13 protein-coding genes are annotated in these 18755 nt (G+C 74.3%); 4 read left to right on the top strand and 9 right to left on the bottom strand.

Annotated features, from left to right (window positions below):
* Positions 1 to 858 carry a CHAD domain-containing protein gene (locus IH44_RS0127390; RefSeq protein WP_051817382.1) on the bottom strand — a complete coding sequence of 286 codons (858 nt, stop codon included), beginning with the start codon at positions 856 to 858 and terminating at the stop codon, positions 1 to 3.
* 164 nt (positions 859 to 1022) lie between these two features.
* Here IH44_RS0127390 and IH44_RS0127385 point away from each other — a divergent pair, with 164 nt between their 5' ends.
* From IH44_RS0127385 to IH44_RS0127375, 3 genes are all read left to right on the top strand, one after another.
* Positions 1023 to 1706, top strand: coding sequence for an MBL fold metallo-hydrolase (locus IH44_RS0127385; protein ID WP_030462413.1), 684 nt, complete (start codon positions 1023 to 1025; stop codon positions 1704 to 1706).
* Between the two features lie 132 nt (positions 1707 to 1838).
* A complete protein-coding gene (locus IH44_RS0127380; protein ID WP_030462412.1) occupies positions 1839 to 3194 on the top strand; it encodes a cytochrome P450 in 1356 nt (451 codons plus the stop codon).
* A 119-nt stretch (positions 3195 to 3313) separates the two neighbouring features.
* Positions 3314 to 3826 carry a hypothetical protein gene (locus IH44_RS0127375; protein ID WP_157852482.1) on the top strand — a complete coding sequence of 171 codons (513 nt, stop codon included), beginning with the start codon at positions 3314 to 3316 and terminating at the stop codon, positions 3824 to 3826.
* Between the two features lie 55 nt (positions 3827 to 3881).
* Here the strand turns inward: IH44_RS0127375 and IH44_RS0127370 are convergent, their stop codons facing one another.
* The 8 genes from IH44_RS0127370 to IH44_RS0127335 all read right to left on the bottom strand — a co-directional run bounded on the left by IH44_RS0127370 (position 3882) and on the right by IH44_RS0127335 (position 15424).
* Complete coding sequence (locus tag IH44_RS0127370; protein WP_030462410.1) at positions 3882 to 4865, bottom strand: acetylxylan esterase; 984 nt, start codon at positions 4863 to 4865, stop codon at positions 3882 to 3884.
* 6 nt (positions 4866 to 4871) lie between these two features.
* A complete protein-coding gene (locus IH44_RS0127365; RefSeq protein WP_051817380.1) occupies positions 4872 to 7055 on the bottom strand; it encodes a glycoside hydrolase N-terminal domain-containing protein in 2184 nt (727 codons plus the stop codon).
* On the bottom strand, positions 7052 to 9073 hold the full coding sequence (locus IH44_RS0127360) for a beta-galactosidase (protein WP_030462408.1): 2022 nt from the start codon (positions 9071 to 9073) through the stop codon (positions 7052 to 7054). The genes IH44_RS0127365 and IH44_RS0127360 overlap by 4 nt, the downstream gene beginning before the upstream one ends.
* A 17-nt stretch (positions 9074 to 9090) precedes the next feature.
* Positions 9091 to 10584, bottom strand: a complete 1494-nt coding sequence (locus tag IH44_RS0127355; protein ID WP_030462407.1) for a glycoside hydrolase family 43 protein — start codon at positions 10582 to 10584, stop codon at positions 9091 to 9093.
* Positions 10585 to 10592: 8 nt separating this feature from the next.
* Complete coding sequence (locus IH44_RS0127350) at positions 10593 to 11639, bottom strand: LacI family DNA-binding transcriptional regulator (RefSeq protein ID WP_030462406.1); 1047 nt, start codon at positions 11637 to 11639, stop codon at positions 10593 to 10595.
* A 115-nt stretch (positions 11640 to 11754) separates the two neighbouring features.
* Entirely contained in the window at positions 11755 to 12750 is a 996-nt protein-coding gene (locus tag IH44_RS0127345; RefSeq protein WP_030462405.1) for a carbohydrate ABC transporter permease, read from the bottom strand.
* The gene (locus IH44_RS0127340) at positions 12747 to 13607 is read right to left on the bottom strand and encodes an ABC transporter permease subunit (RefSeq protein WP_081967154.1); all 861 of its coding nucleotides are present in this window, start codon (positions 13605 to 13607) and stop codon (positions 12747 to 12749) included. Before IH44_RS0127340 ends, IH44_RS0127345 begins: the two co-directional genes overlap by 4 nt.
* Positions 13608 to 13741: 134 nt before the next feature.
* Positions 13742 to 15424, bottom strand: coding sequence for an ABC transporter substrate-binding protein (locus tag IH44_RS0127335; RefSeq protein WP_051817379.1), 1683 nt, complete (start codon positions 15422 to 15424; stop codon positions 13742 to 13744).
* A gap of 228 nt (positions 15425 to 15652) precedes the next feature.
* Here IH44_RS0127335 and IH44_RS0127330 point away from each other — a divergent pair, with 228 nt between their 5' ends.
* A complete protein-coding gene (locus IH44_RS0127330) occupies positions 15653 to 18622 on the top strand; it encodes a glycoside hydrolase family 3 protein (protein ID WP_030462402.1) in 2970 nt (989 codons plus the stop codon).
* Positions 18623 to 18755: the final 133 nt, after the last annotated feature.

Genomic DNA, 18755 nt, shown 5'->3' with positions numbered 1-18755 from the left:
TCAGCGCAGTTTCCCCGGCCGCCGGGCGGCCTGCTCCCAGACCTGCGGCAGCAGTTCGCGGGCGAAGCCGAGTTCGGCGCTCTGGCGGCCGTAGAGCACGCCGTAGCCGAAGCCGCCGTCGGAGAGGGTACGGAGGGTGTCGCGGGCGACCGCGGCGTCCTGGTGGCGGCCGAGGACGTCCTGGAGGGCTTTCATCCGGCGGGTGAAGGCGCGGGCGGGGCGGCCGACGCTCTCGCCGGCGTAGCGGGCGCGTTTGGCGGCCTTGCGGGCGTCGTGCAGGGCGTGTTCGAGGTCGGGGCCGTCGGGGGCCCGGCGGGCGGCGGCGAGGCGTTCGGCGGTGCGGCGGTGTTCGCGGCGCAGGGTGCGGGTGAGTTCGGTCCGGGCGGGTTTCGCGGCGCGGGGGCGCAGCGGCGGGTCGGCGGCGAGCGCGGTGAGGGCGGCGAGCAGGCGGCGGAAGCGTTCGCTGTCGAGGGCGGCCAGGGTGCGGGCGCGGGCTTCGCGGGTCTCGCGGGCGTTCCAGGCGGTGAGTTCGGCGAGGACGCGGTCGCGGTCGCCGCCGGGGGGCAGTTCGCGGGCCTGGGTGAGCAGGCGGGTGCCGAGCACTTCGGCGTCGCGGGCCCGGCCGAGGGCCCGGCCGAGCCAGCGCAGTTCGTCCTCGGTGGCGGTGTGGTCGCCGCGCAGGTGGCGGCGGTGGGTGCGCAGGGCGCTGCGCAGGCGGCGGGCGGCGACCCGCATCCGGTGGACGGCGTCGGGGCGGTCGGCGCGGACGTCGGGTTCGAGGGCGGCGAGGGCGGCGGTCTGGGTGCGCAGGCGGGCGGCGAGGACGTCGCCTGCGCTGCCGTCGATCCGGTGGGCCACGTCGTCACGTCCTTCCCTGCTGTCCAAGGGTAGGCCGCCCGCGGACGTCCCGGGCGGCCCGGCGCGCCGGGTGTCGGCGGACGCGCGGGGCTCGCGGGGTGCCGGGTGTCTGCTGTCGGCTAATCCGGGGGACGGCGGCGGGGCGGGTGCGCAGACTGGTCGGCATGGATGTCATCGAGGTGCTGCCGGGTCTGCGGATGCTGGTGCTTCCGGTCGGGGCGGCCTACCTGTGGTCGGACGGGCGGGAGTTGACGCTGGTGGACAGTGGGGCGGTGGGGACGGAGGAGCGGGTCGCGGCGCTGGTGGAGTCGGTGCCGGGCGGGGAGTTGGCGCGGATCGTGCTGACCCACTGGCACGAGGACCACACCGGTGGCGCGGCCGCGCTGGCGGCGCGCTACGGGGGTGTGCCGGTGGTGGCTCATCGGGTGGAGGCGCCGGTGATCCGGGGCGAGGTGGCGGGGGCGCCGCCGGTGCTGGAGGAGTTCGAGCGTCCGATCCGGGCGTCGGTGCCGGCACTGCCGCCCGCGCCGCCGTGTCCGGTGGACGTGGAGGTGGTGGACGGGGACGTGCTGCCGTTCGGGGGCGGGGCCCGGGTGGTGGGGGTGCCGGGGCACACGGACGGTTCGCTGGCGCTGCACCTGCCGGGTCCGGACCTGCTGTTCACGGGTGACGCGGTGGCGAACGTGGGCCGGGCGATGCTGGGCGTGTTCAACACCGACCGGGTGCGGGCCGTGGCCTCGCTGCACCGGCTGGCCGGGCTGGGCGCCGCCAACGCGGTGTTCGGGCACGGGGCGCCGCTGGTGGGGGACGCGGCGGCGGCCCTGCGCGCGGCGGCAGCAGAATTCTGACCTACCGTCAATTTCCCTCTGCCGATTGACACTTCGAATACCCTTTCCCGTCTCCGGGCCGAGCACCGGGCGGCGGGCCCGCCGTTCCCGCGCGGCGGTTCGGGCCCGATCGGCCGCACGTACGGTGGGAGGATGCCGCCGACCGCCGCTCCCGTCCTGACCGCCGCGACCGCGCCCGGCGCCCTGCCGGTGCTGGGGCACGGGCACCGGCTGCTGCGCGGGCCGGTCGGTTTCCTGTCCTCGCTGCACGAGCACGGCGACCTGGTGGCGGTCCGGCTGGGGCCGACGACGGCTCACGTGCCGTGCCATCCGGGCCTGCTGGCGCAGGTGCTGGGCGACGACCGGCTGTTCGACAAGGGCGGGGTGTTCTACGACCGGGCCCGCGACGTGGCCGGCAACGGCCTGGTGACCTGCCCGCACCGGGACCACCGGCGGCAGCGGCGGCTGGTCCAACCGGCCTTCCGGCGCCCGCAGTTGGCGCACTACGCGGACGCGATGCGGGCCGAGGCGGACGCGGCCGCAGCCGGTTGGCGGCCCGGTCTGGTGGTCGACGCCTTCCCGGTGTTCTACGGCATCGCGCTGCGCACGCTGGCCCGGACGCTGTACTCGACCGCGATCGGCGCCGAGCTGGCGTCCGGGGTGGAGCGGTCCTTCGACACGGTGCTGAACGGGCTGTTCCGGCAGATGTTCCTGCCCGCCCAGGTGCGCCGCCTGCCGCTGCCCGGCAACCTGCGCTACCGCCGGGCGCTGGCCCGCCTGCACGCCGCCACCCGGCAGTTGGTCGCCGCCCACCGGGACGGGGGCGCCGGGGACGGCACCGACCTGCTGTCCGCGCTGCTCGCCGCCGAGGACGGCCCGGACGGGGGCCGGCTGAGCGACGCCGAGGTGCACGACCAGGTGATCACCCTGCTGGCGGCCGGGACGGAGACCGTCGCCGCCACCCTGACCTGGACGCTGTGGCGGCTGTCCCTGCACCCGGCGGCGGCCGAGCAGGTCCGGGCCGAGTTGGACGCCGTCCTCCCGGGCGGGCGGGCGCCGGGTCCGGAGGACCTGCCGCGGCTGGCGGCCGTCGACCGGGTGGTGTCGGAGACCCTGCGGCTGCACCCGCCGGGCTGGCTGTTCACCCGGGTCACCACCGCGCCGACCGAGCTGGCCGGACGCGAACTCCCGTCCGGCACCACGCTGGTGTTCTCCCCGCTGGCGGTCGCCCGGCACCCGGCGGCGCACCGCTCCCCCGCGGTCTTCGACCCGGACCGCTGGCGCCCGGAGCGGGTCACCCCGGCCGCCCGGCAGGCGTTCCTGCCGTTCGGCACCGGCGCCCGCAAGTGCGTCGGCGACCTGTTCGCCCGCACCGAGTGCGCCCTCGTCCTGGCGTCGCTGCTGTCGCGCTGGCAGCTCGTCCCGGAGCCGGGCGCCGACCTGCGCCCCGTCCCGCTGGCGACCGTGCTGCGCCCGCGCCGCCTGCGGCTGCGGGTCGCCGAGCGCTGAGCGGGCCCGCGGCGCCGTCGCGCTCGGATCTGAGTGCGCGCACTCAGGCGCGCTCCGCCCCCCGTGCGGCAGAATCGGTCGTCGGACCGCGCACGGGGGCATGGAGAGGACGTGGGTCGGTGGGCTCGATCGGGGGAACGGAAGCCGCTGTTCGGGGGGCGGGCCGGTGGCGGGCGCTCGGCGGCTCCCGGGTGGTGCGGGCGGCGGCGGTGGGGGCCGGTCTCGGACTCTCCTGGATCGCGCTGGCCCAGGTGTCCTGGGACCCCCTCCTTCCGTGCGACCACCAGGCGGAGTTCGGCTGCCTGGGGGCGTTCCTGCTGTTCCTCGGGGCGCTCGTGCTGGCCAGTCTGCTGGTGAGCTGGCTGGTGCTGCGGCTGGTGGGCGTCCGCCCGGCCTGGCGGGTCGCCGCGGTGGCCGCCCTGCTCTTCTCGCTGGCCGCCGACCTGGGCGTCGGCCTGGACTCCTGGGGCCCGCCGGAGGTGGTGCTGCCGGTCACCTCGGCCGCGCTGTTCGCGTTCGCGGCCGCCCTGACCGCGCCGGGGGTGCGGCTCCGGCGGACGCGCGCCGTCCTGGTGACCGTCGTCCTCCTGTACTGGCCGCTGGTCTGGTTCTTCGGCCGGCCCTTCCGCTGACCCGCCCGGCCGGAGCGGACGACCGGAGCGGGCGGGTCAGCGGACGGGCCGGGGCTCAGCCGGTGTGCTCCGGGGCGAGGCCGTGCGCGGCGAGCCAGTCGAACTGCTTGAGCGGGGTGGAGCCGTAGCCGCCGCCGTGGTCGGCGAAGTTCCAGACCTCGATGTCGGCGGGGCCGCCGTAGCGGTGGTAGGCGGCGAAGACGGTGGAGGGCGGGCAGACCGGGTCCATCAGGCCGACGCTGAACAGGGCGGGGGCGCTGGCCCGGGGCGCGAAGTGGACGCCGTCGAAGTGGTCGAGGGTGGCGAGGGTCCGCTCCTCCTTCTCCCGGCTGTGCCAGCGCAGGTACTTGGCGATCTCGGGGTAGGGGCCGTCGCCGGATATCCGCACGGCGCGCCGGAAGTGGCACAGGAACGGGACGTCGCTGAGCAGCGCGGCGACCTGGTCGGGGGCGAGCGCGGCGACGGCGAGGGCGAGGCCGCCGCCCTGGCTGGCGCCGGAGACGACCGCCCGGGCCGGGTCGGTGCCGGGCAGCTGCGGGAGGGCGTCGAGGGCGCGGACGCAGTCGGTGATCAGGCGGCGGTAGTAGTAGTTCGCCGGGGAGTCGATGCCGCGGGTCATGAAGCCCTCGGCCCACTGGGTGCCGTCGCCCTCGCCGCGGTCGGGGGTGTCGTGGCCCTGGCCGCGGCTGTCGACGACCAGGTGGGCGTAGCCGGCGGCGGGCGGCAGCAGGTGTTCGCCGGGCAGGGCGCGGCCGCCGCTGTAGCCGATGTACTTGACGATGACGGGCAGCGGTCCGGTGGCGTGGCGGGGCAGGATCAGCCAGGCGGCGACGGGTTCGCCGCGCCAGCCGGGGAAGCGGACGTCGTACACGTCGAAGGCGGTGAGGCGGGTGTCGGTGCGCAGTTCGGCGGTGACCGGGCCGCCGGTGGCGCGGGCGCCGGCGAGGGTGTCGGCCCAGAAGGCGTCGAAGCCGGCGGGGGCGGTGAGGTCGGGTCGGTAGGTGCGGAGTTCGTCGAGGTCGAGGTCGGTGAGCGGCACGGGGGTTCAGCTCCGGGTGGGGTCGAGGTGCAGGGGGGTGGGGTGTCCGGCGCGCAGGTCGAGGCGCAGCGGGGGGCGGCCGGGGTCGGTGCCGTGGTGGACGGTGACGGTGCGGTCGGTGTCGGCGGTCAGGACGGCGTCGATCCGGTTCTCGGCGGTGTCCCAGCTGAGCGTGGTGAGGGTGGTGCGGCAGCGGGTGCGCAGGCCGCGGACGGTGCCGCGGGGCAGGTGGGCGGGCGGGGCGGGGAGCAGGACGATGCGGTCGGGGGTGGAGTGCAGGAGTGCTTCGATCAGCACGCCGGGGAGGGTGTGGGCGGCGTCGGCGTTGTAGACGTCCAGGCGCGGGTAGTGCGAGCTCATCAGCGAGGGGTGGAAGAAGCGGCCGTGCAGGACGGCGTCGAGGGCCTCGCCGAGCAGGTCGCCGTCGCCGAGGCGGGCGGCGATCAGGGCGCGGTGCAGGTGGCCGTGGGCGGAGTGGTTCTCGCTGCCGCGCAGGTGGAGGGCGCGGTGGGCGGCGGCGGCCAGGTCGGGGGTGTCGAGCGGGTTGATCTCGCCGAGCGGCCAGACCGGGTGCAGGTGGCTGAGGTGCCGGTGCTGCTGGTCGTCGACGGCGGCGGGCCAGGCCCATTCGGCCAGTGCGCCTTCGGAGTTGAGCCGGTAGGGGGGCAGACGGTCGGCGAGCCGGTGGTGGCCGGTGGCGGTGAGGGTGTGGCGGGCGGCGGCGAGGTCCATGGCGGCGTTGACGCTGACCGGGCTGTCGGCGCCGAGCGGGGTGTTCTCGGGCGAGTAGGAGGGGACGAGCAGCAGGCGGCCGTCGGGGCCGGTGCGGGTGAGGAAGGCGCGGTAGAAGTCGGCGGTCTCGGCGAGCGCGGGGCGGACGAGTTGCCGGTCCGTGGCGGTGTCGCCGGTGGTGTCGACGTGGTCGAGCAGGGGTTGCAGCAGCCAGTGGGCGCCGGCGGTCCACAGGTGCAGCGGGTAGTCCTCGCTGTAGTGGTAGGCGTGGCCGGAGCGGCCGTCGGTGTGGGCGGGGGCGACGAGGCCGGGCAGGCCGAACAGGCGGCGGGCGTTGCTCCGCCAGTCGTCCAACTGGCGTGCGACGAAGGCGGCGTGGGCGTGGCTGACTTCGGGGAGGGCGGCCGCGGCGGCGGAGGAGACCTGGAGGTTGAGGTTGGCGTCGCAGGTGAGGGCGCCGCTCCAGGCGGTGTCCCAGGAGCCGGTCCACAGGCCGGTGAGCCGGGGCGGCAGGACGCCGGCGGAGCTGAGCAGGTGGTAGCGCCCGGCGTCGAACAGCCGCTCCAGCAGGGCGGACCGGTGCTTCGCCGGGTCGGCGAGCAGGGCGGAGCCGGGCAGGGCGCGGTGTTCCTCGGGGGCGCCGAGGTCGAGGTCGACCCGGTCGTAGGCGGGGGCGTGCCGGGCCAGGTGGCGTTCCAGCAGTTCGGGGTGGGGGCGGTCGGGGAGGGCGGGCGGCGGCGGGTCCTCCCAGGGGTGGACGCGGGTGAGCAGCAGGACCTCGGCGCAGCCCTCGGCGCGGATGCTCCCCCCTTCGGCGTGCAGGGTGCCGCCGGTGGCGCGGACGTGCGTCCAGCAGGTGTAGCCGTAGCCGGAGTCGCCGGGGTGGCGGACGTCGGTGCGCAGCACGGCGCCGCCGGGTCCGGCCGTGGCGCGGGTGCGGACGGCGAGGTCTGCGGGGGCGCCGTCGAGTTGCCAGTGGTGGGTCAACTCGACGTCGCCGGTGCGGACTTCGCGGTGGACGAGCAGGTCGTCGGCGCGCGAGGCGAAGGTTTCGGCGCGGCGGCCGTCCCAGCGGGTGGCGACCACGCCGGTGCGGTGGTCGACCTCGCGCCGGTAGTCGCCGACGGGGGCGGCGGGGCGGCGCAGCCGGAGGGCGAGGGCGGGGTGGAAGGGGCGGACCCACTGGAGCGGGGCGGTGACGTGGCGGGCGACGGCCTCGCGGGCGCGGCCGGTCAGGACGGCGTCCCGCAGGTGCTCCAACTCGGCGGCCAGGTCGGGGGCGAGGGCGTGCTCGCCGCCGTTGGGGCGCAGCAGCAGGTGGTGGTTGACGACGATCAGTTCGTCGCGGGTGCGGCCGTGCACCATGGCGCCGTGGGTGCCGTTGCCGGTGAGGAAGGCGTCCTCCCAGCGGGCGGCCGGGGCGGGTTCCCAACTGCCGCGTGGGCGCTGGGCGTTCACGGGGTGGCCGGGCGCAGGACGGCGGCGCCGTACCGCTCCAGGGTGAGGGTGCCGGTGCCGGGCTTGCCGGTGAGCAGGTCCTCCCAGTGGCCGGTAAGTTCGCAACTGGCCTTCTGGGGGCCGTGGTTGAGCAGGAACAGCAGTTCGCCGCGGCGGACGGCCTCGACGCCGGCGGGCAGGTGTTCAGCGGCCGGGCGCAGGCCGGCTTCGCGGGCGGCGCGGGTGAGCAGGGCGCGCAGGGCGTCGGGTTCGGGGCGGGTGGAGAGGTACCAGGCGGTGCCCTCGCCGTACGCGTGCCGGGTGACGGCGGGGTGTCCGGCGAGTTCGCCGTCCGCGTAGCGGGCCACCACCTCGGCGCCTGCGGTCTCCAACTCCTCGGCCCACAGCGAGCCTTGGAAGCCCTCGGCCCACAGCGAGCCCCGGAAGTCCTCGGCGCCGGTGCACCGCAGGGTCTCGCCCTCGTTGAGCGGCCACCACTGGTGGACGGCGGCGAGGCCGAGCACCTCGCGCAGCCGGGCGTCGACGCCGCCGGGGCGGATCCGGTCCTGGTGGTCGGCGACGCCGGTGAAGTAGCCGGTCACCAGGGTGCCGCCGGTGCGGACGTAGGCGGCGAGGTTGTCGAGGGCGGCGTCGGTGAGCAGGTAGAGCGAGGGGATGACGACCAGGCGGTAGCGGGCGAGGTCGGCGGCGGGGTGGGCCAGGTCGGTGGTGTGGTTGGCCTCCCACAGGGCGCGGTGCCAGGCGGTGACGTTCTCCTGGTAGTCGAGCAGCTCGGAGGGCCGGCCGGGCTGTTCGCTCGCCCACCAGGCGTCCCAGTCGTGCAACAGGGCGACCTCGGCGGCGACGGGGGTGCCGGCCACGGCGGGGCCGAGCCGGTCGAGGTCGGCGCCGAGGGCGGTGACCTCGCGGAAGGTGCGGTTGCCGGTGCCGGAGTGCGGGAGCATCGCGGAGTGGAACTTCTCGGCGCCCTGCCGGGACTGGCGCCACTGGAAGAAGCAGATCGCGTCGGCGCCGCGGGCGACGGCCTGCAGCGACCAGAGCCGGTTGAGACCGGCCGGCTTGGGGCGGTTGACGGGGCGCCAGTTGACGGCGCCGGCGGCCTGCTCCATCAGCATCCAGGGGCCGCCGGCCAGCGAGCGGGCCAGGTCCTGGACGAGGGCGCCGTGCTGGGCGCCGAGGGCGGCGTCGGGGTCGGGGTAGACGTCGAGCGCGACGACGTCCTGTTCCTTCGCCCAGGCCCAGCCGTCCTGGCCGCGCCAGAACGGCATGTGGTTGGTGGTGACGGGGACGGCGGGGCTGTGCCGGGCGACGATGGCGTGTTCGGCGGTGTAGCACTCCAGCAGGGCGTCGGAGGTGAACCGGGCGAAGTCGAGCAGTTGGGCGGGGTTGCGGATGTACTGGGCCTGGCGGGGCGGCAGGATCTCGTCCCACTCGGCGTAGTGCTGGCTCCAGAAGGCGGTGCCCCAGGCCGAGTTGAGCTCTTCGAGGGTGCCGTGCCGGTCTTGCAGCCAGCGCCGGAAGTGCGCGGCGGTCTGGTCGCACCAGCAGTGCGTGCCGTACTCGTTGTTGACATGCCACATGGTGAGCGCGGGGTGCGCGCCGTAGCGGGCGGCGAGCTGTTCGGTGATGGCGGCGGCGTGGCGGCGGTAGGTCGGGGAGGAGGCGCAGAACTGGTTGCGGGAGCCGTACCAGACGGTGGTGCCGTTCTCGGCCTGCGGGAGGGTCTCGGGGTGGCGGTGGCCGAGCCACGGGGGCGGGGAGGCGGTGGGGGTGGCCAGCACGACGCCGATGCCGTGGGCGTGCAGCAGGTCGAGCAGGCGGTCGAGCCAGCCGAAGTCGTAGGCGCCGGGGGCGGGTTCGAGCCGGGCCCAGGAGAAGACGCCGACGGTGACGCTGGTGACGCCGGCCTGCCGCATCAGGCGGACGTCCTCCTGCCAGGTCTCCTCGGGCCACTGCTCGGGGTTGTAGTCGCCGCCGTAGAGGATGCGGCCGCGGGTGGCGTCGTTCAGGTCGGGCATGGGGGTGTTCCTGTCGTTCAGTCGTCCTGGCCGGTGGGCCGGAGCTCGAACCAGTCGAAGTGGACGGTGCCCTGGGCGGCGTACAGGCCGATGACCCGGCCGGTGAAGCCGCCGGCCACCTCGGTGGTGAGGTAGCGGCCGTCCAGGGTGGCGAGCGCGGCGAAGGTGCCGTCGGGCCGTTCGTGGCCGAGAGCGAGGGCGTCGGGGCCGGTGCGCGGGCCGCGCTCGGCGGCGGGGGCGGTCTCGACGCGCAGCACCACGTCGTGGTGCGGGAGTTCGCGTTCGGCGACGACGGTGGTCCGTCCGCCGAGGTGGGTGGTGACCCGGACGTGGCGGCCGTCGGCCTCGACGGTGTAGGCGTGCTCGTCGTCGAGGCGGACGGCGAGGCCGCCGGTGCCGGTGGTGGCGTCGAGCCGGGTGCGGGCGCGGACGGCGTGGTGCTGCTGGCGGCGGCCGGTGAAGGTGTCGTCGACGTGGCCGTCGCGGGCGTGCAGGGTGAGCGAGCCGGGGCGCTGTCCGGTGGTGATGCGGTCGGCGGGGCGGTCGCGGACCGAGAGCCACTGCGGGGGCAGCGGGCCGTCGAAGTCCTCCCGGGTCGGCTCGGCCGGCCAGGGGTGCAACTCCCAGGGCAGGTCCGGGAGTTCGACGGGCACCTGGCCGATGACGGGCCACTCGTCGGCCCAGCTGACGGGCGTCAGGTAGGTCTCGCGGCCGAGCGGGTGCCAGCCGGGGGTGCCGCCGCGCGGGCGGACGCCGAGCAGCACGGCCCACCAGCTGCCGTCGGGGCCCTGGACCAGGTCGGCGTGGCCGGTGTTCTGGATCGGGCTGTGGCTGCCGGCGTGGGTGAGCAGCGGGTTGTCCGGGCAGGGCTCGAACGGGCCGTCGGGGCGGCGGGAGCGGGCGACGGAGACGCTGTGGGCGCGTTCGGTGCCGCCCTCGGCGATCAGCAGGTACCACCAGTCGCCGATCCGGTACAGGTGCGGGGCCTCGGGGGCCTGCCGGGTGCCGGACCACAGCGGGCGGGGCTCCTCCAGCGCCTTTCCGCTCGCCGGGTCGATCCGCAGCTGGGCGACGCCGGCGACGGTGCACCAGCAGGTGCCGTCCTCGTCCCAGGCCAGGTCGGGGTCGATGCCGGGGACGTCGGGCAGCCGGACCGGCGCGGACCACGGCCCGGCCGGGTGGTCGGCGGTGACCAGCAGGTTGCCGGTGCCGACCTCGGTGGTGATCAGGTGGAACCGGCCGTCGTGGTGGCGCAGGGTCGGGGCGTAGACGCCGCCGGAGGACGGGGTGCCGGGCGGGAGCGGCAGGTCGGCGAGGGCGTTGCCGATCTGCCGCCAGTGGACCAGGTCGCGGCTGTGCAGGATCGGCACGCCGGGGTGGTACTCGAAGCTGGAGCAGGCCAGGTAGTAGTCCTCGCCGACCCGGCAGACGCTCGGGTCGGGGTGGAATCCGGGGACGACGGGGTTGCGCGGGCGGTCGGCCGGGCCGGGCGCCGGGGTGCTGGCCGTCACGGGTGGTGCTACCTCCTTCGGGCGGGCGGGACGGGGGTGAGCAGCGGGCCGCTGCTCTGCCGGGGCGTCAGGACGGGGGCGAGCAGGACGAGTTCGTCCTCGGGGTCGGTGCCGCGTTCGGCGGCGGCGATCCGGCGCATCACCTGGTCGACGGCGACCCGGCCGAGTTCCTGGGCGGGGCCGGTGACGGCGGTGAGGCCGGGGGCGTACTGCTCGGCGAGCTGTTCAGGGCAGAGCGCGACCACCGAGGCGTCCTCGGGGACGGTGCGTCCGCTGGTGGGCAGCAGTTGCAGCAGCGGGCCGATGGCGTTCTCGTTCTGGACCACGAAGCCGGTGGTGTCGGGGCGGTCGGCGAGGATCCGGGCCAGGGTGCCGGCCGTGGATTCGTAGGTGCCTTCGCAGGGCCGGTGCAGGAATCTCAGGCCGCGTTCGAGGGCGCGCTCCCGAAAGCCCGTCAGGGTGCGTTCGGCGTAGCCGGCGTGCCGGTGGTAGACGGCGGGCGCGTAGCCGATGAAGGCGACGTCCCGGTGGCCGAGGTCGGCGAGGTGGTCGGCGCACTGGGCACCGGCCGCGGCGAAGTCGTGGTCGACGCAGGACAGGCCGGTGCTGTCGGCGGGCAGGCCGATCATCGAGGCCTGGATGCCCTGTTCGCGCAGCACGGGGATGCGCTCGTCGTCGAGTTCGACGTCCATCAGGATGACCCCGTCCGCCAGGCCGCTGGCGGCGACCCGGCGGACCCCGTCGGGGCCTTCGTCGTTGGTGATCAGCAGCACGTCGTAGCCGTGCTGACGGGCCGCCATGGTGACCGAGACGGCGATCTCCATCATGATCGGCACGTACACGTCGGTGCGCAGCGGCACGACGAGGGCGATGATGTGGGAGCGCCGTCCGGCGAGCGCGCGGGCGCCGGCGTTGGGGTGGTAGCCGAGCTCCTCGACGGCGTGCTGGACGCGGCGGCGGGTGGCCTCCGAGATCGATCGCTTGCCGCTGAGCACGTAGCTGACGGTGCTGGGCGAGACGCCCGCGTGCCGGGCCACGTCGGCGAGAGTCACCATGGGTTCGGTTCCTGCTTTCCTGGTCGGTGGGGTGTGCGGCCCCTGTGGCGTCAGGTTACTGACGCCGGGTCGTGCGTGGTTCCCGCTCCGGGTCGTGCGTGGTTCCCGCTCCGGCTCAGCCCTTGATGGCGCCGGTCAGCACGCCGGTGCGGAAGTGCTTCTGCATGAACGGGTAGACCATGAGCAGCGGCACCAGGGTGAGGACCACCACGGCCATCTGCAGGGTGAGCGGCGCGGTCTGCGCGTTGGCGGCCCCGAAGCCGGAGTTGACGGAGCCGGGCAGCCCGTTGCCGCGGTTGACGTAGGTCAGCAGCACGTACTGCAGCGGCCACTTCTCGGCCGAGGTCGGCATGTAGAGCATCACGTTGAAGAACGAGTTCCAGTAGCCGACCGCGTAGAACAGCGCGATGACGGCGGTGACGGCCCGGGAGGTGGGCAGCACCACGGACCACAGGATCCGCCAGTCGCCGGCGCCGTCGAGCCGGGCGGCGTCGATCAGGTCGGCGGAGGTGGTGGAGTAGAACGAGCGCAGCACCAGGATGTTGAACACCGAGACGGCGCTGGGCAGGATCAGCGACCACCACTGGTCGTAGCCGCCGAGTCCGGTGACCACCAGGAAGGTCGGGATCAGGCCGCCGCTGACGAACATGGTGACGATCAGCAGGGTGAGGATCGGCCGGTGCGCGAAGGACTCGGAGCGGGACAGGCCGTAGGCCGCCATCACCGAGACGATCATGGACACGGCGGTGCCGACCAGGGTGATGGCGAAGCTGACCATCAGGGCGGTGCGGACGGTGCCGTCGCCGAGCATCTGCCGGTAGGCGTCGAAGGTGATGCCGTCGGGCCAGACCACCAGCCCGCCGGCCCGGTTGACGGCGCCGGGGGTGGAGACGCTGGTCAGCGCGATGATCCAGAGCGGGACGGCGACGGCGGCGATCACGCCGGCCAGGGTGATGCCCTTGGCGCCCTGGCCGAGGGCGGTGGGCGGCTCTTCCCAGGGGGCCCGCCCGGCCCGGGCGCGGGGGCGGCCGGTCCGGACCGGGCGGGGCTTGGCCGCGGGGGGTGCCGCGGTCGCGGCGTCCGCGCGGACGGTGGTGGGTGTCTGGCTCATTTGCGGTACAACCCGTCCTCGCCGAAGGCGTGTGCCAGCTTGTTGGCCCCCCAGATCAGCAGCAGCGAGATGACGCTCTTGAAGAGGCCGGCCGCGGCGCCGAAGCTGTAGTTGCCGGTGGCGATGCCGTAGTAGAAGGAGAAGGTGTCGAGCACGTCGGCGGATTCGTGGCCGACCGCCTCGCGCTGGATCAGGAACTGCTCGAAGCCCACGGTCAGCGCGTTGCCCAGGCGCAGCACCAGCATCAGCACGATCACGCCGCGCAGTCCGGGCAGGGTGATGTGCCACATCCGGCGCCAGCGTCCGGCGCCGTCGACGGCGGCGGCCTCGTACAGGTCGGTGTTGATGGCGGCCAGCGCGGCGAGGAAGACGATGATGCCCCAGCCGGCCTCCTTCCAGATCGCCTGCGAGGTGACCAGGAGGGCGAAGGTGTGCGGGTTGGTGGTGATGTCCCAGGGGGCGATGTCGTTCTGCCGCAGGAAGTGGTTGAGGATTCCGGCGCCGCCGAGCATCTGCTGGAAGATCGTGATGGCCAGCACCCAGGAGAAGAAGTGCGGCAGGTAGACCACGGACTGGATGAAGTTGCGCAGCCGTTCGCTGAGCACCGTGTTGAGCAGCAGGGCCAGCGCGATCGGAACGGGGAAGAACAGCACCAGCTGGACCAGGCTGAGCCAGAGGGTGTTCTTCAGCGCCCCCCAGAACAGCGGGTCGTGGAAGAGCTGCTGGAACTGCGCGAGGCCGGCCCACTCGCTGTCGCGCACGCCGACCAGCGGGTCGTAGTACTGGAACGCGGTGACCAGGCCGAACAGCGGCGCGTAGTTGAAGACCAGCAGCAGGACCACGGCCGGGACGGTCATCAGCAGCAGCGTCCTGTCCCGCCGCAGCCTGACCCGCCAGTTCAGCCGGACGGCACCGTTCCTTCCGGTGCGGCCTTTCCGGCCGGCGGCTCCCCCGGCGGTGTCGGGCGTGCCCCGCTCCGATCGCGCCGTGCTCACTGACCCGTTCCGTACTTGCTCAGGACGTTGTCGGTCATCCACTGCTTGAGGCGGTCGCCGCCGTTCGTCTTCCAGGTCGAGATGGCGGCCTGGACGTCGGAGACCTTCTTCTTGCCGTGGTAGCAGTCCTTGATCGCGTCCTCGACGGCCTGCGCGGTGTCGATGGTGGCGATGTTCTGCGGCATCGAGATGTTCATGTTCCAGAACAGCGGCTTGTACAGGTACTTGACGTTGGCGGCCTGGAAGGCGGCGATGTCCTTGGTGACCTGGTCGGCGCCGGGGTTGGAGATGACCGAGGAGGCGGTGGCCAGGAACGGGTAGGTCTGCGCCTGGACGTCCTTCTTGCCCTCGTCGTTGAAGGTCGGCACGCCGTTGACCCGGGTGTAGTGGGTGCCCTCGACGCCGAAGTTGACCATCGTGTACTCGGCGGAGCCGTACGGCGCGGCCAGGTAGTTGGCGACGGCGAGCAGCTCCTCGATCTGCTCGGGCTTGAGCTTGGCGTTCAGGTAGCTCATCAGGCTGGTGGAGGAGCCCATGAACAGCTTGGGCGTGCCGCCGGCCTTCGAGGTGAGGAAGTTGAACGAGCCGCGCCGGAAGCCGGGGGTCGCGGCGGTGCCGGACAGGCTGTCGGCGAGGTTCCAGGCGCCGGTGCCGCCGCCCTGGATCAGGGTCTTGCCCGCGTAGAAGCGGGTGTTGGCGTCGGCGTTGTTGCCGGCGATGGCGTCGGGGTGCAGGTAGCCGGCGGTGGCGAGCTTGTAGTGCCAGTCGAGGGCTTCGAGCAGCTCGGGGGTCTCGTACTTGTGGACGAGCTTGCCGTCGGCGAGCTTCCACCTGTTGGGGACGTCGAAGAACGGGAAGAGGTAGGTCCACACGTCGTCGAAGGCCCAGGTGCCGGCCTTCTCGTCGGTGAGCTCCTTGCCCAGGTTCATCAGGTCGTCGAGGGTCTTGACCTGGTCCGCGGTGATGCCCTTGGCGTCGAAGAGGTCACGGCGGTAGAAGGTGGTGCCCGCGATGGAGAAGCCGGTGGAGAAGGAGGGGATGCCGTAGAGCTTGTCGCCCCAGATGCCCGCCTGCCAGGCGCCGGTGGGGATGGCGGCCAGGTTCGGGTACTTGCTGATCTTGTCGCCGGCCAGGAAGGGGGTGAGGTCGGCGAACTGGGAGGCGGCGAGCTCGCCGACGTTGAAGTTCGGGTTCCACCAGGTCGGGAGCTGGATCCAGTCCGGCAGCTTCTTGGCCGCGGTCATGGTCGGGATGATGGTGGCGTAGTTGTTGCCGTCGGCCGGCTTCATCTCGAGGGTGACGCCGAGGGCCTTGTTCATCGCGGTGTAGAACGAGTTGCCCGCGGGCGGGACGGTGCCCCACAGCGGGGTGACGGCCGAGTAGCTGCCGCCCTTGCCGGGCACGCCGCTGACCGTGGCCACCGGGCTGGCCGGGTAGGTGAGGAAGGCCGGGTCGGTCACCGCGCCGTCCGCGCCGGGGACCGAGGGGATGTCGGCGGTCACGGAAGTGCTGGCGGTGAAGGCAGGCAGGGCCGACTTGACGCCGTCGGCGGAGTTGGCGCCGGTCTTGTGCTTCGAGCCGCCGCCCCCGCAGGCGGCCAGCAGGGGGGTCATCGCCGCTGCTCCGGCGACGGAGACGGCGGCGGTGACGAAGGATCTGCGGTTCAGCTCGGTTCTCATGGTGGGGAGGCCCTTCCGCGGCGCCCTGCACGGGGCGCTGTCGAAGCGCTTGACTGTCGAAGCGCTTGATGTTGCGGCGACACTAACGACACGTTTCCGGTTAGACAAGTGCCTGGACAAATTCATTTTCCCCGTAGCCAGGGGGAGTTGACAGGGTCCATGCTTCGTGTCAGCGTCGATTCGCTTCGACGACCAACCGCACCGCACCATCATCCTGGGGTGAGCCCGTTGAGTTCCCCGTCCCCGTCCGCCGCCGAGACCCCGGCCGAGCGGTACCCGTTCCACGATTCCGCGCTTCCGTTGGACAAGCGCGTCGACGACCTGTTGTCCAGGCTCTCCCCCGCCGAGCGCCTCTCGATGCTCCACCAGTACGCCCCCGCCGTGCCCCGCCTGGGCATCGGCGCCTTCCGCACCGGCGCGGAGGCCCTGCACGGCGTCTCCTGGCTCGGCGTGGCCACCGCGTTCCCGCAGGCCGTCGGCCTCGGCGCGAGCTGGGACGAGGAACTGGTCCGCGAGGTCGCCGAGGCGACCTCGACCGAGCTGCGCGCCTTCCACCACCACCGCCCCGCCGCCATCGCCCCCGACCGCGGCCCGAACAGCCTGCAGGCCTGGGCCCCGGTGCTGAACCTGCTGCGCGACCCGCGCTGGGGCCGCAACGAGGAGGGCTACTCCGAGGACCCGGTGCACACCGCCCGCCTCGGCGAGGCGTTCTGCCGCGGCCTGGCCGGCGACGACCCGACCTACCTGCGCGCGGCCCCGGTGCTCAAGCACTTCCTCGCGTACAACAACGAGGACGACCGCTGCACCACCTCCTCCGGCCTGCGCCCGCGCGTCCTGCACGAGTACGACCTGGCCGCGTTCAAGCCCGCGATCGCCTCCGGCGCGGCCACCGGGGTGATGGCCGCGTACAACCTGGTCAACGGCCGCCCCTGCCACGTCTCCCCGCTGCTGGAGACCGAGCTGCGCCGCTGGGCCGCGCCGACCGGCCGACAGCTCTTCGTGGTCTCCGACGCCGAGGCCCCCTCCAACCTGGTCGACCCGGAGCACTACTTCGACGACCACGCCGAGAGCCACGCCGCCGCGCTGAAGGCCGGCATCGACTCCTTCACCGACCACGGCGAGGACAGCGAGACCGTCATCGGCCGGCTGCGCGAGGCCCTGGAGCGCGGCCTGATCGACCAGGCCGACATCGACCTCGCGGTCCGCCGCCAGTTCGAACTCCGGTTCCGGATGGGCGAGTTCGACCCCGAGCTGGACCCGTACGCGCACATCGGCACCGAGGTGGTCGACAGCGCCCCGCACCGCGCCCTGGCCCGCCGGGCCGCCGCCGCCTCCACCGTCCTGCTGAAGAACACCGGCCTGCTGCCGCTCACCGACCCGACGAAGAAGATCGCCGTGATCGGCCCGCACGGCGACGCGCTGTTCGAGGACTGGTACTCCGGCACGCTGCCCTACGCGGTCACCGTCGCCGACGGCCTGCGCGCCCGACTCGCCCCCGCCGGAGGCGAGTTGACGGTGCACGAGGGCATCGACCGGATCCTGCTGCGGGCCGCCTCCACCGGCGAACCGCTGAACGGCACCGCCTTCGACCTCGGCGACTGGGGCCTGGGCGTGCTCACCCTGCGCGCCGCCGACAACGGGCGGTTCCTCTCCGTCAAGGAGGACGGCTCACTGGTCGCCGACCAGGCCGTCGTCAAGAGCTGGGACGTGCACGAGACCTTCCGGCTGGTCGACGCGACCGACGCCGCCGGCGGCGGGACCGGCGGCGCCGCCGCGGGCGGGACCGGCAGCGCGACCGAGGACGGCACCGACCGCGGCGCCGTGCTGCCGGGCGGCGCTGTGCTGCTGCAGTCCGTGCTGACCGGCAGGTACGCGGCCGCCGACGCCGACGGCACCCTGCGGGTCACCGCCGAGGACGCCGCCGGCGCCGAGCGCTTCACCCGCGAACTGCTGCGCGACGGACGGGCGGAGGCCGTCGCCGCGGCCGCCGCCGCCGACCTCGCCGTGGTGGTGCTCGGCAACCACCCGCTGATCCACGGCCGCGAGACCGAGGACCGCCGGGGCCTGGCCCTGCCGCCCGCCCAGGAGGACCTGCTCAAGGAGGTCGCCGCCGTCCGCCCGGACACCGCGCTGATCGTGATGAGCAGCTACCCGTACGCCGTCGACTGGGCCGACGAGCACCTGCCCGCCGTCCTGTGGACCTCGCACGGCGGCCAGGAGACCGGCCACGCCCTCGCCGACGTGCTGTTCGGCGACGCCGACCCGGCCGGCCGGCTCCCGCAGACCTGGTACCGCGGCGACGACGAGCTGCCGCACCCGCTGGACTACGACATCATCCAGGCCGGCTGGACGTACCAGTACCACCGGGCCGCGCCGCGCTACCCGTTCGGCCACGGCCTGTCCTACGGCGCCTTCCGGTACGGCGAGTTGGAGGTCGACTCGGCCACCGTCGGCCAGGACGGCAGCATCCGGGCCGCCCTGACCGTCAGCAACACCGGCACCCGCCCCGGCACCGAGGTGGTGCAGCTGTACGTGCGCCCGCTGGAGGCCCGCTACCAGGCGCCGCGCCGCAAGCTGGCCGACTTCCGGAAGATCACCCTGGCGCCCGGCCAGAGCCGCCGCCTGGTCTTCGACCTCCCCGCCGCCGCCCACCTGGCGCACTGGGACGTCGCCACCGGCGCGTTCACCGTCGACCCGGGCCGCTACCAGCTGCTCGCCGCGGCCTCCGCCGAGGACGTCCGCGCCACCGTCCAGGTCACCGTCGAGGGCCCGGCCCCCGCGCCGCGCACCGTCCTGGGCCGCCGCACCGCGGCCGCGGACTTCGACGCGCACCGGGGCATCGCCCTGGTCGACGCCACCCGGGAGACCGGCGACGCGGTCACCCCCGCCGGGTCCGACGCCGGGTCCGAAGCCGGGTCCGAGGCCGAACTCCTCTTCTCCACCGTCGAGTTGACCGGCGCCCGGGAAGTCTCGGCGGAGGTGGCGCTGGAGGGCGCACTGGAGGACGCAGCGGCCGGCGCCGAGCTGGAGTTCACGGCGGACGGGCAGGTGCTCGCCACCCTCACCGTCCCGCCGACCGGCGGCCGGTACGCCTGGACGACCGTCACGGCCACGCTGTCCGACCCCCCGCGGGGTGTGCACGACCTGCGGGTCACCCTGCGCGGGCCGCTCCGGCTCGCCGCCTTCACCGTCGCCTGAGCGACGGCCGCCCGACCGCCCCGGGAGCGCGCCCCGCTTCCGCCCCCGGGGCCGGGCGGGGCCGCGCCCACGCGCACCTGACCGCCGTGGACGCGGCCCCACCGCACCCCGCCCCCCGCCTGCCCTCCTCCCG

The sequence above is a fragment of the Kitasatospora sp. NRRL B-11411 genome (genome assembly GCF_000721345.1).
In the GTDB taxonomy this organism is placed as follows: domain Bacteria; phylum Actinomycetota; class Actinomycetes; order Streptomycetales; family Streptomycetaceae; genus Kitasatospora; species Kitasatospora cineracea.
This window is presented reverse-complemented; position numbering and strand designations above follow the sequence as displayed.

Excerpts from the sequence above, each read along its gene's own strand:
- IH44_RS0127380 (WP_030462412.1), top strand. The coding sequence starts at position 1,839 with ATGCCGCCGACCGCCGCTCCCGTCCTGACCGCCGCGACCGCGCCCGGC.
- IH44_RS0127350 (WP_030462406.1), bottom strand. The coding sequence starts at position 11,639 with ATGGTGACTCTCGCCGACGTGGCCCGGCACGCGGGCGTCTCGCCCAGC.
- IH44_RS0127385 (WP_030462413.1), top strand. The coding sequence starts at position 1,023 with ATGGATGTCATCGAGGTGCTGCCGGGTCTGCGGATGCTGGTGCTTCCG.
- IH44_RS0127360 (WP_030462408.1), bottom strand. The coding sequence starts at position 9,073 with ATGCCCGACCTGAACGACGCCACCCGCGGCCGCATCCTCTACGGCGGC.
- IH44_RS0127340 (WP_081967154.1), bottom strand. The coding sequence starts at position 13,607 with ATGACCGTCCCGGCCGTGGTCCTGCTGCTGGTCTTCAACTACGCGCCG.
- IH44_RS0127345 (WP_030462405.1), bottom strand. The coding sequence starts at position 12,750 with ATGAGCCAGACACCCACCACCGTCCGCGCGGACGCCGCGACCGCGGCA.
- IH44_RS0127335 (WP_051817379.1), bottom strand. The coding sequence starts at position 15,424 with ATGAGAACCGAGCTGAACCGCAGATCCTTCGTCACCGCCGCCGTCTCC.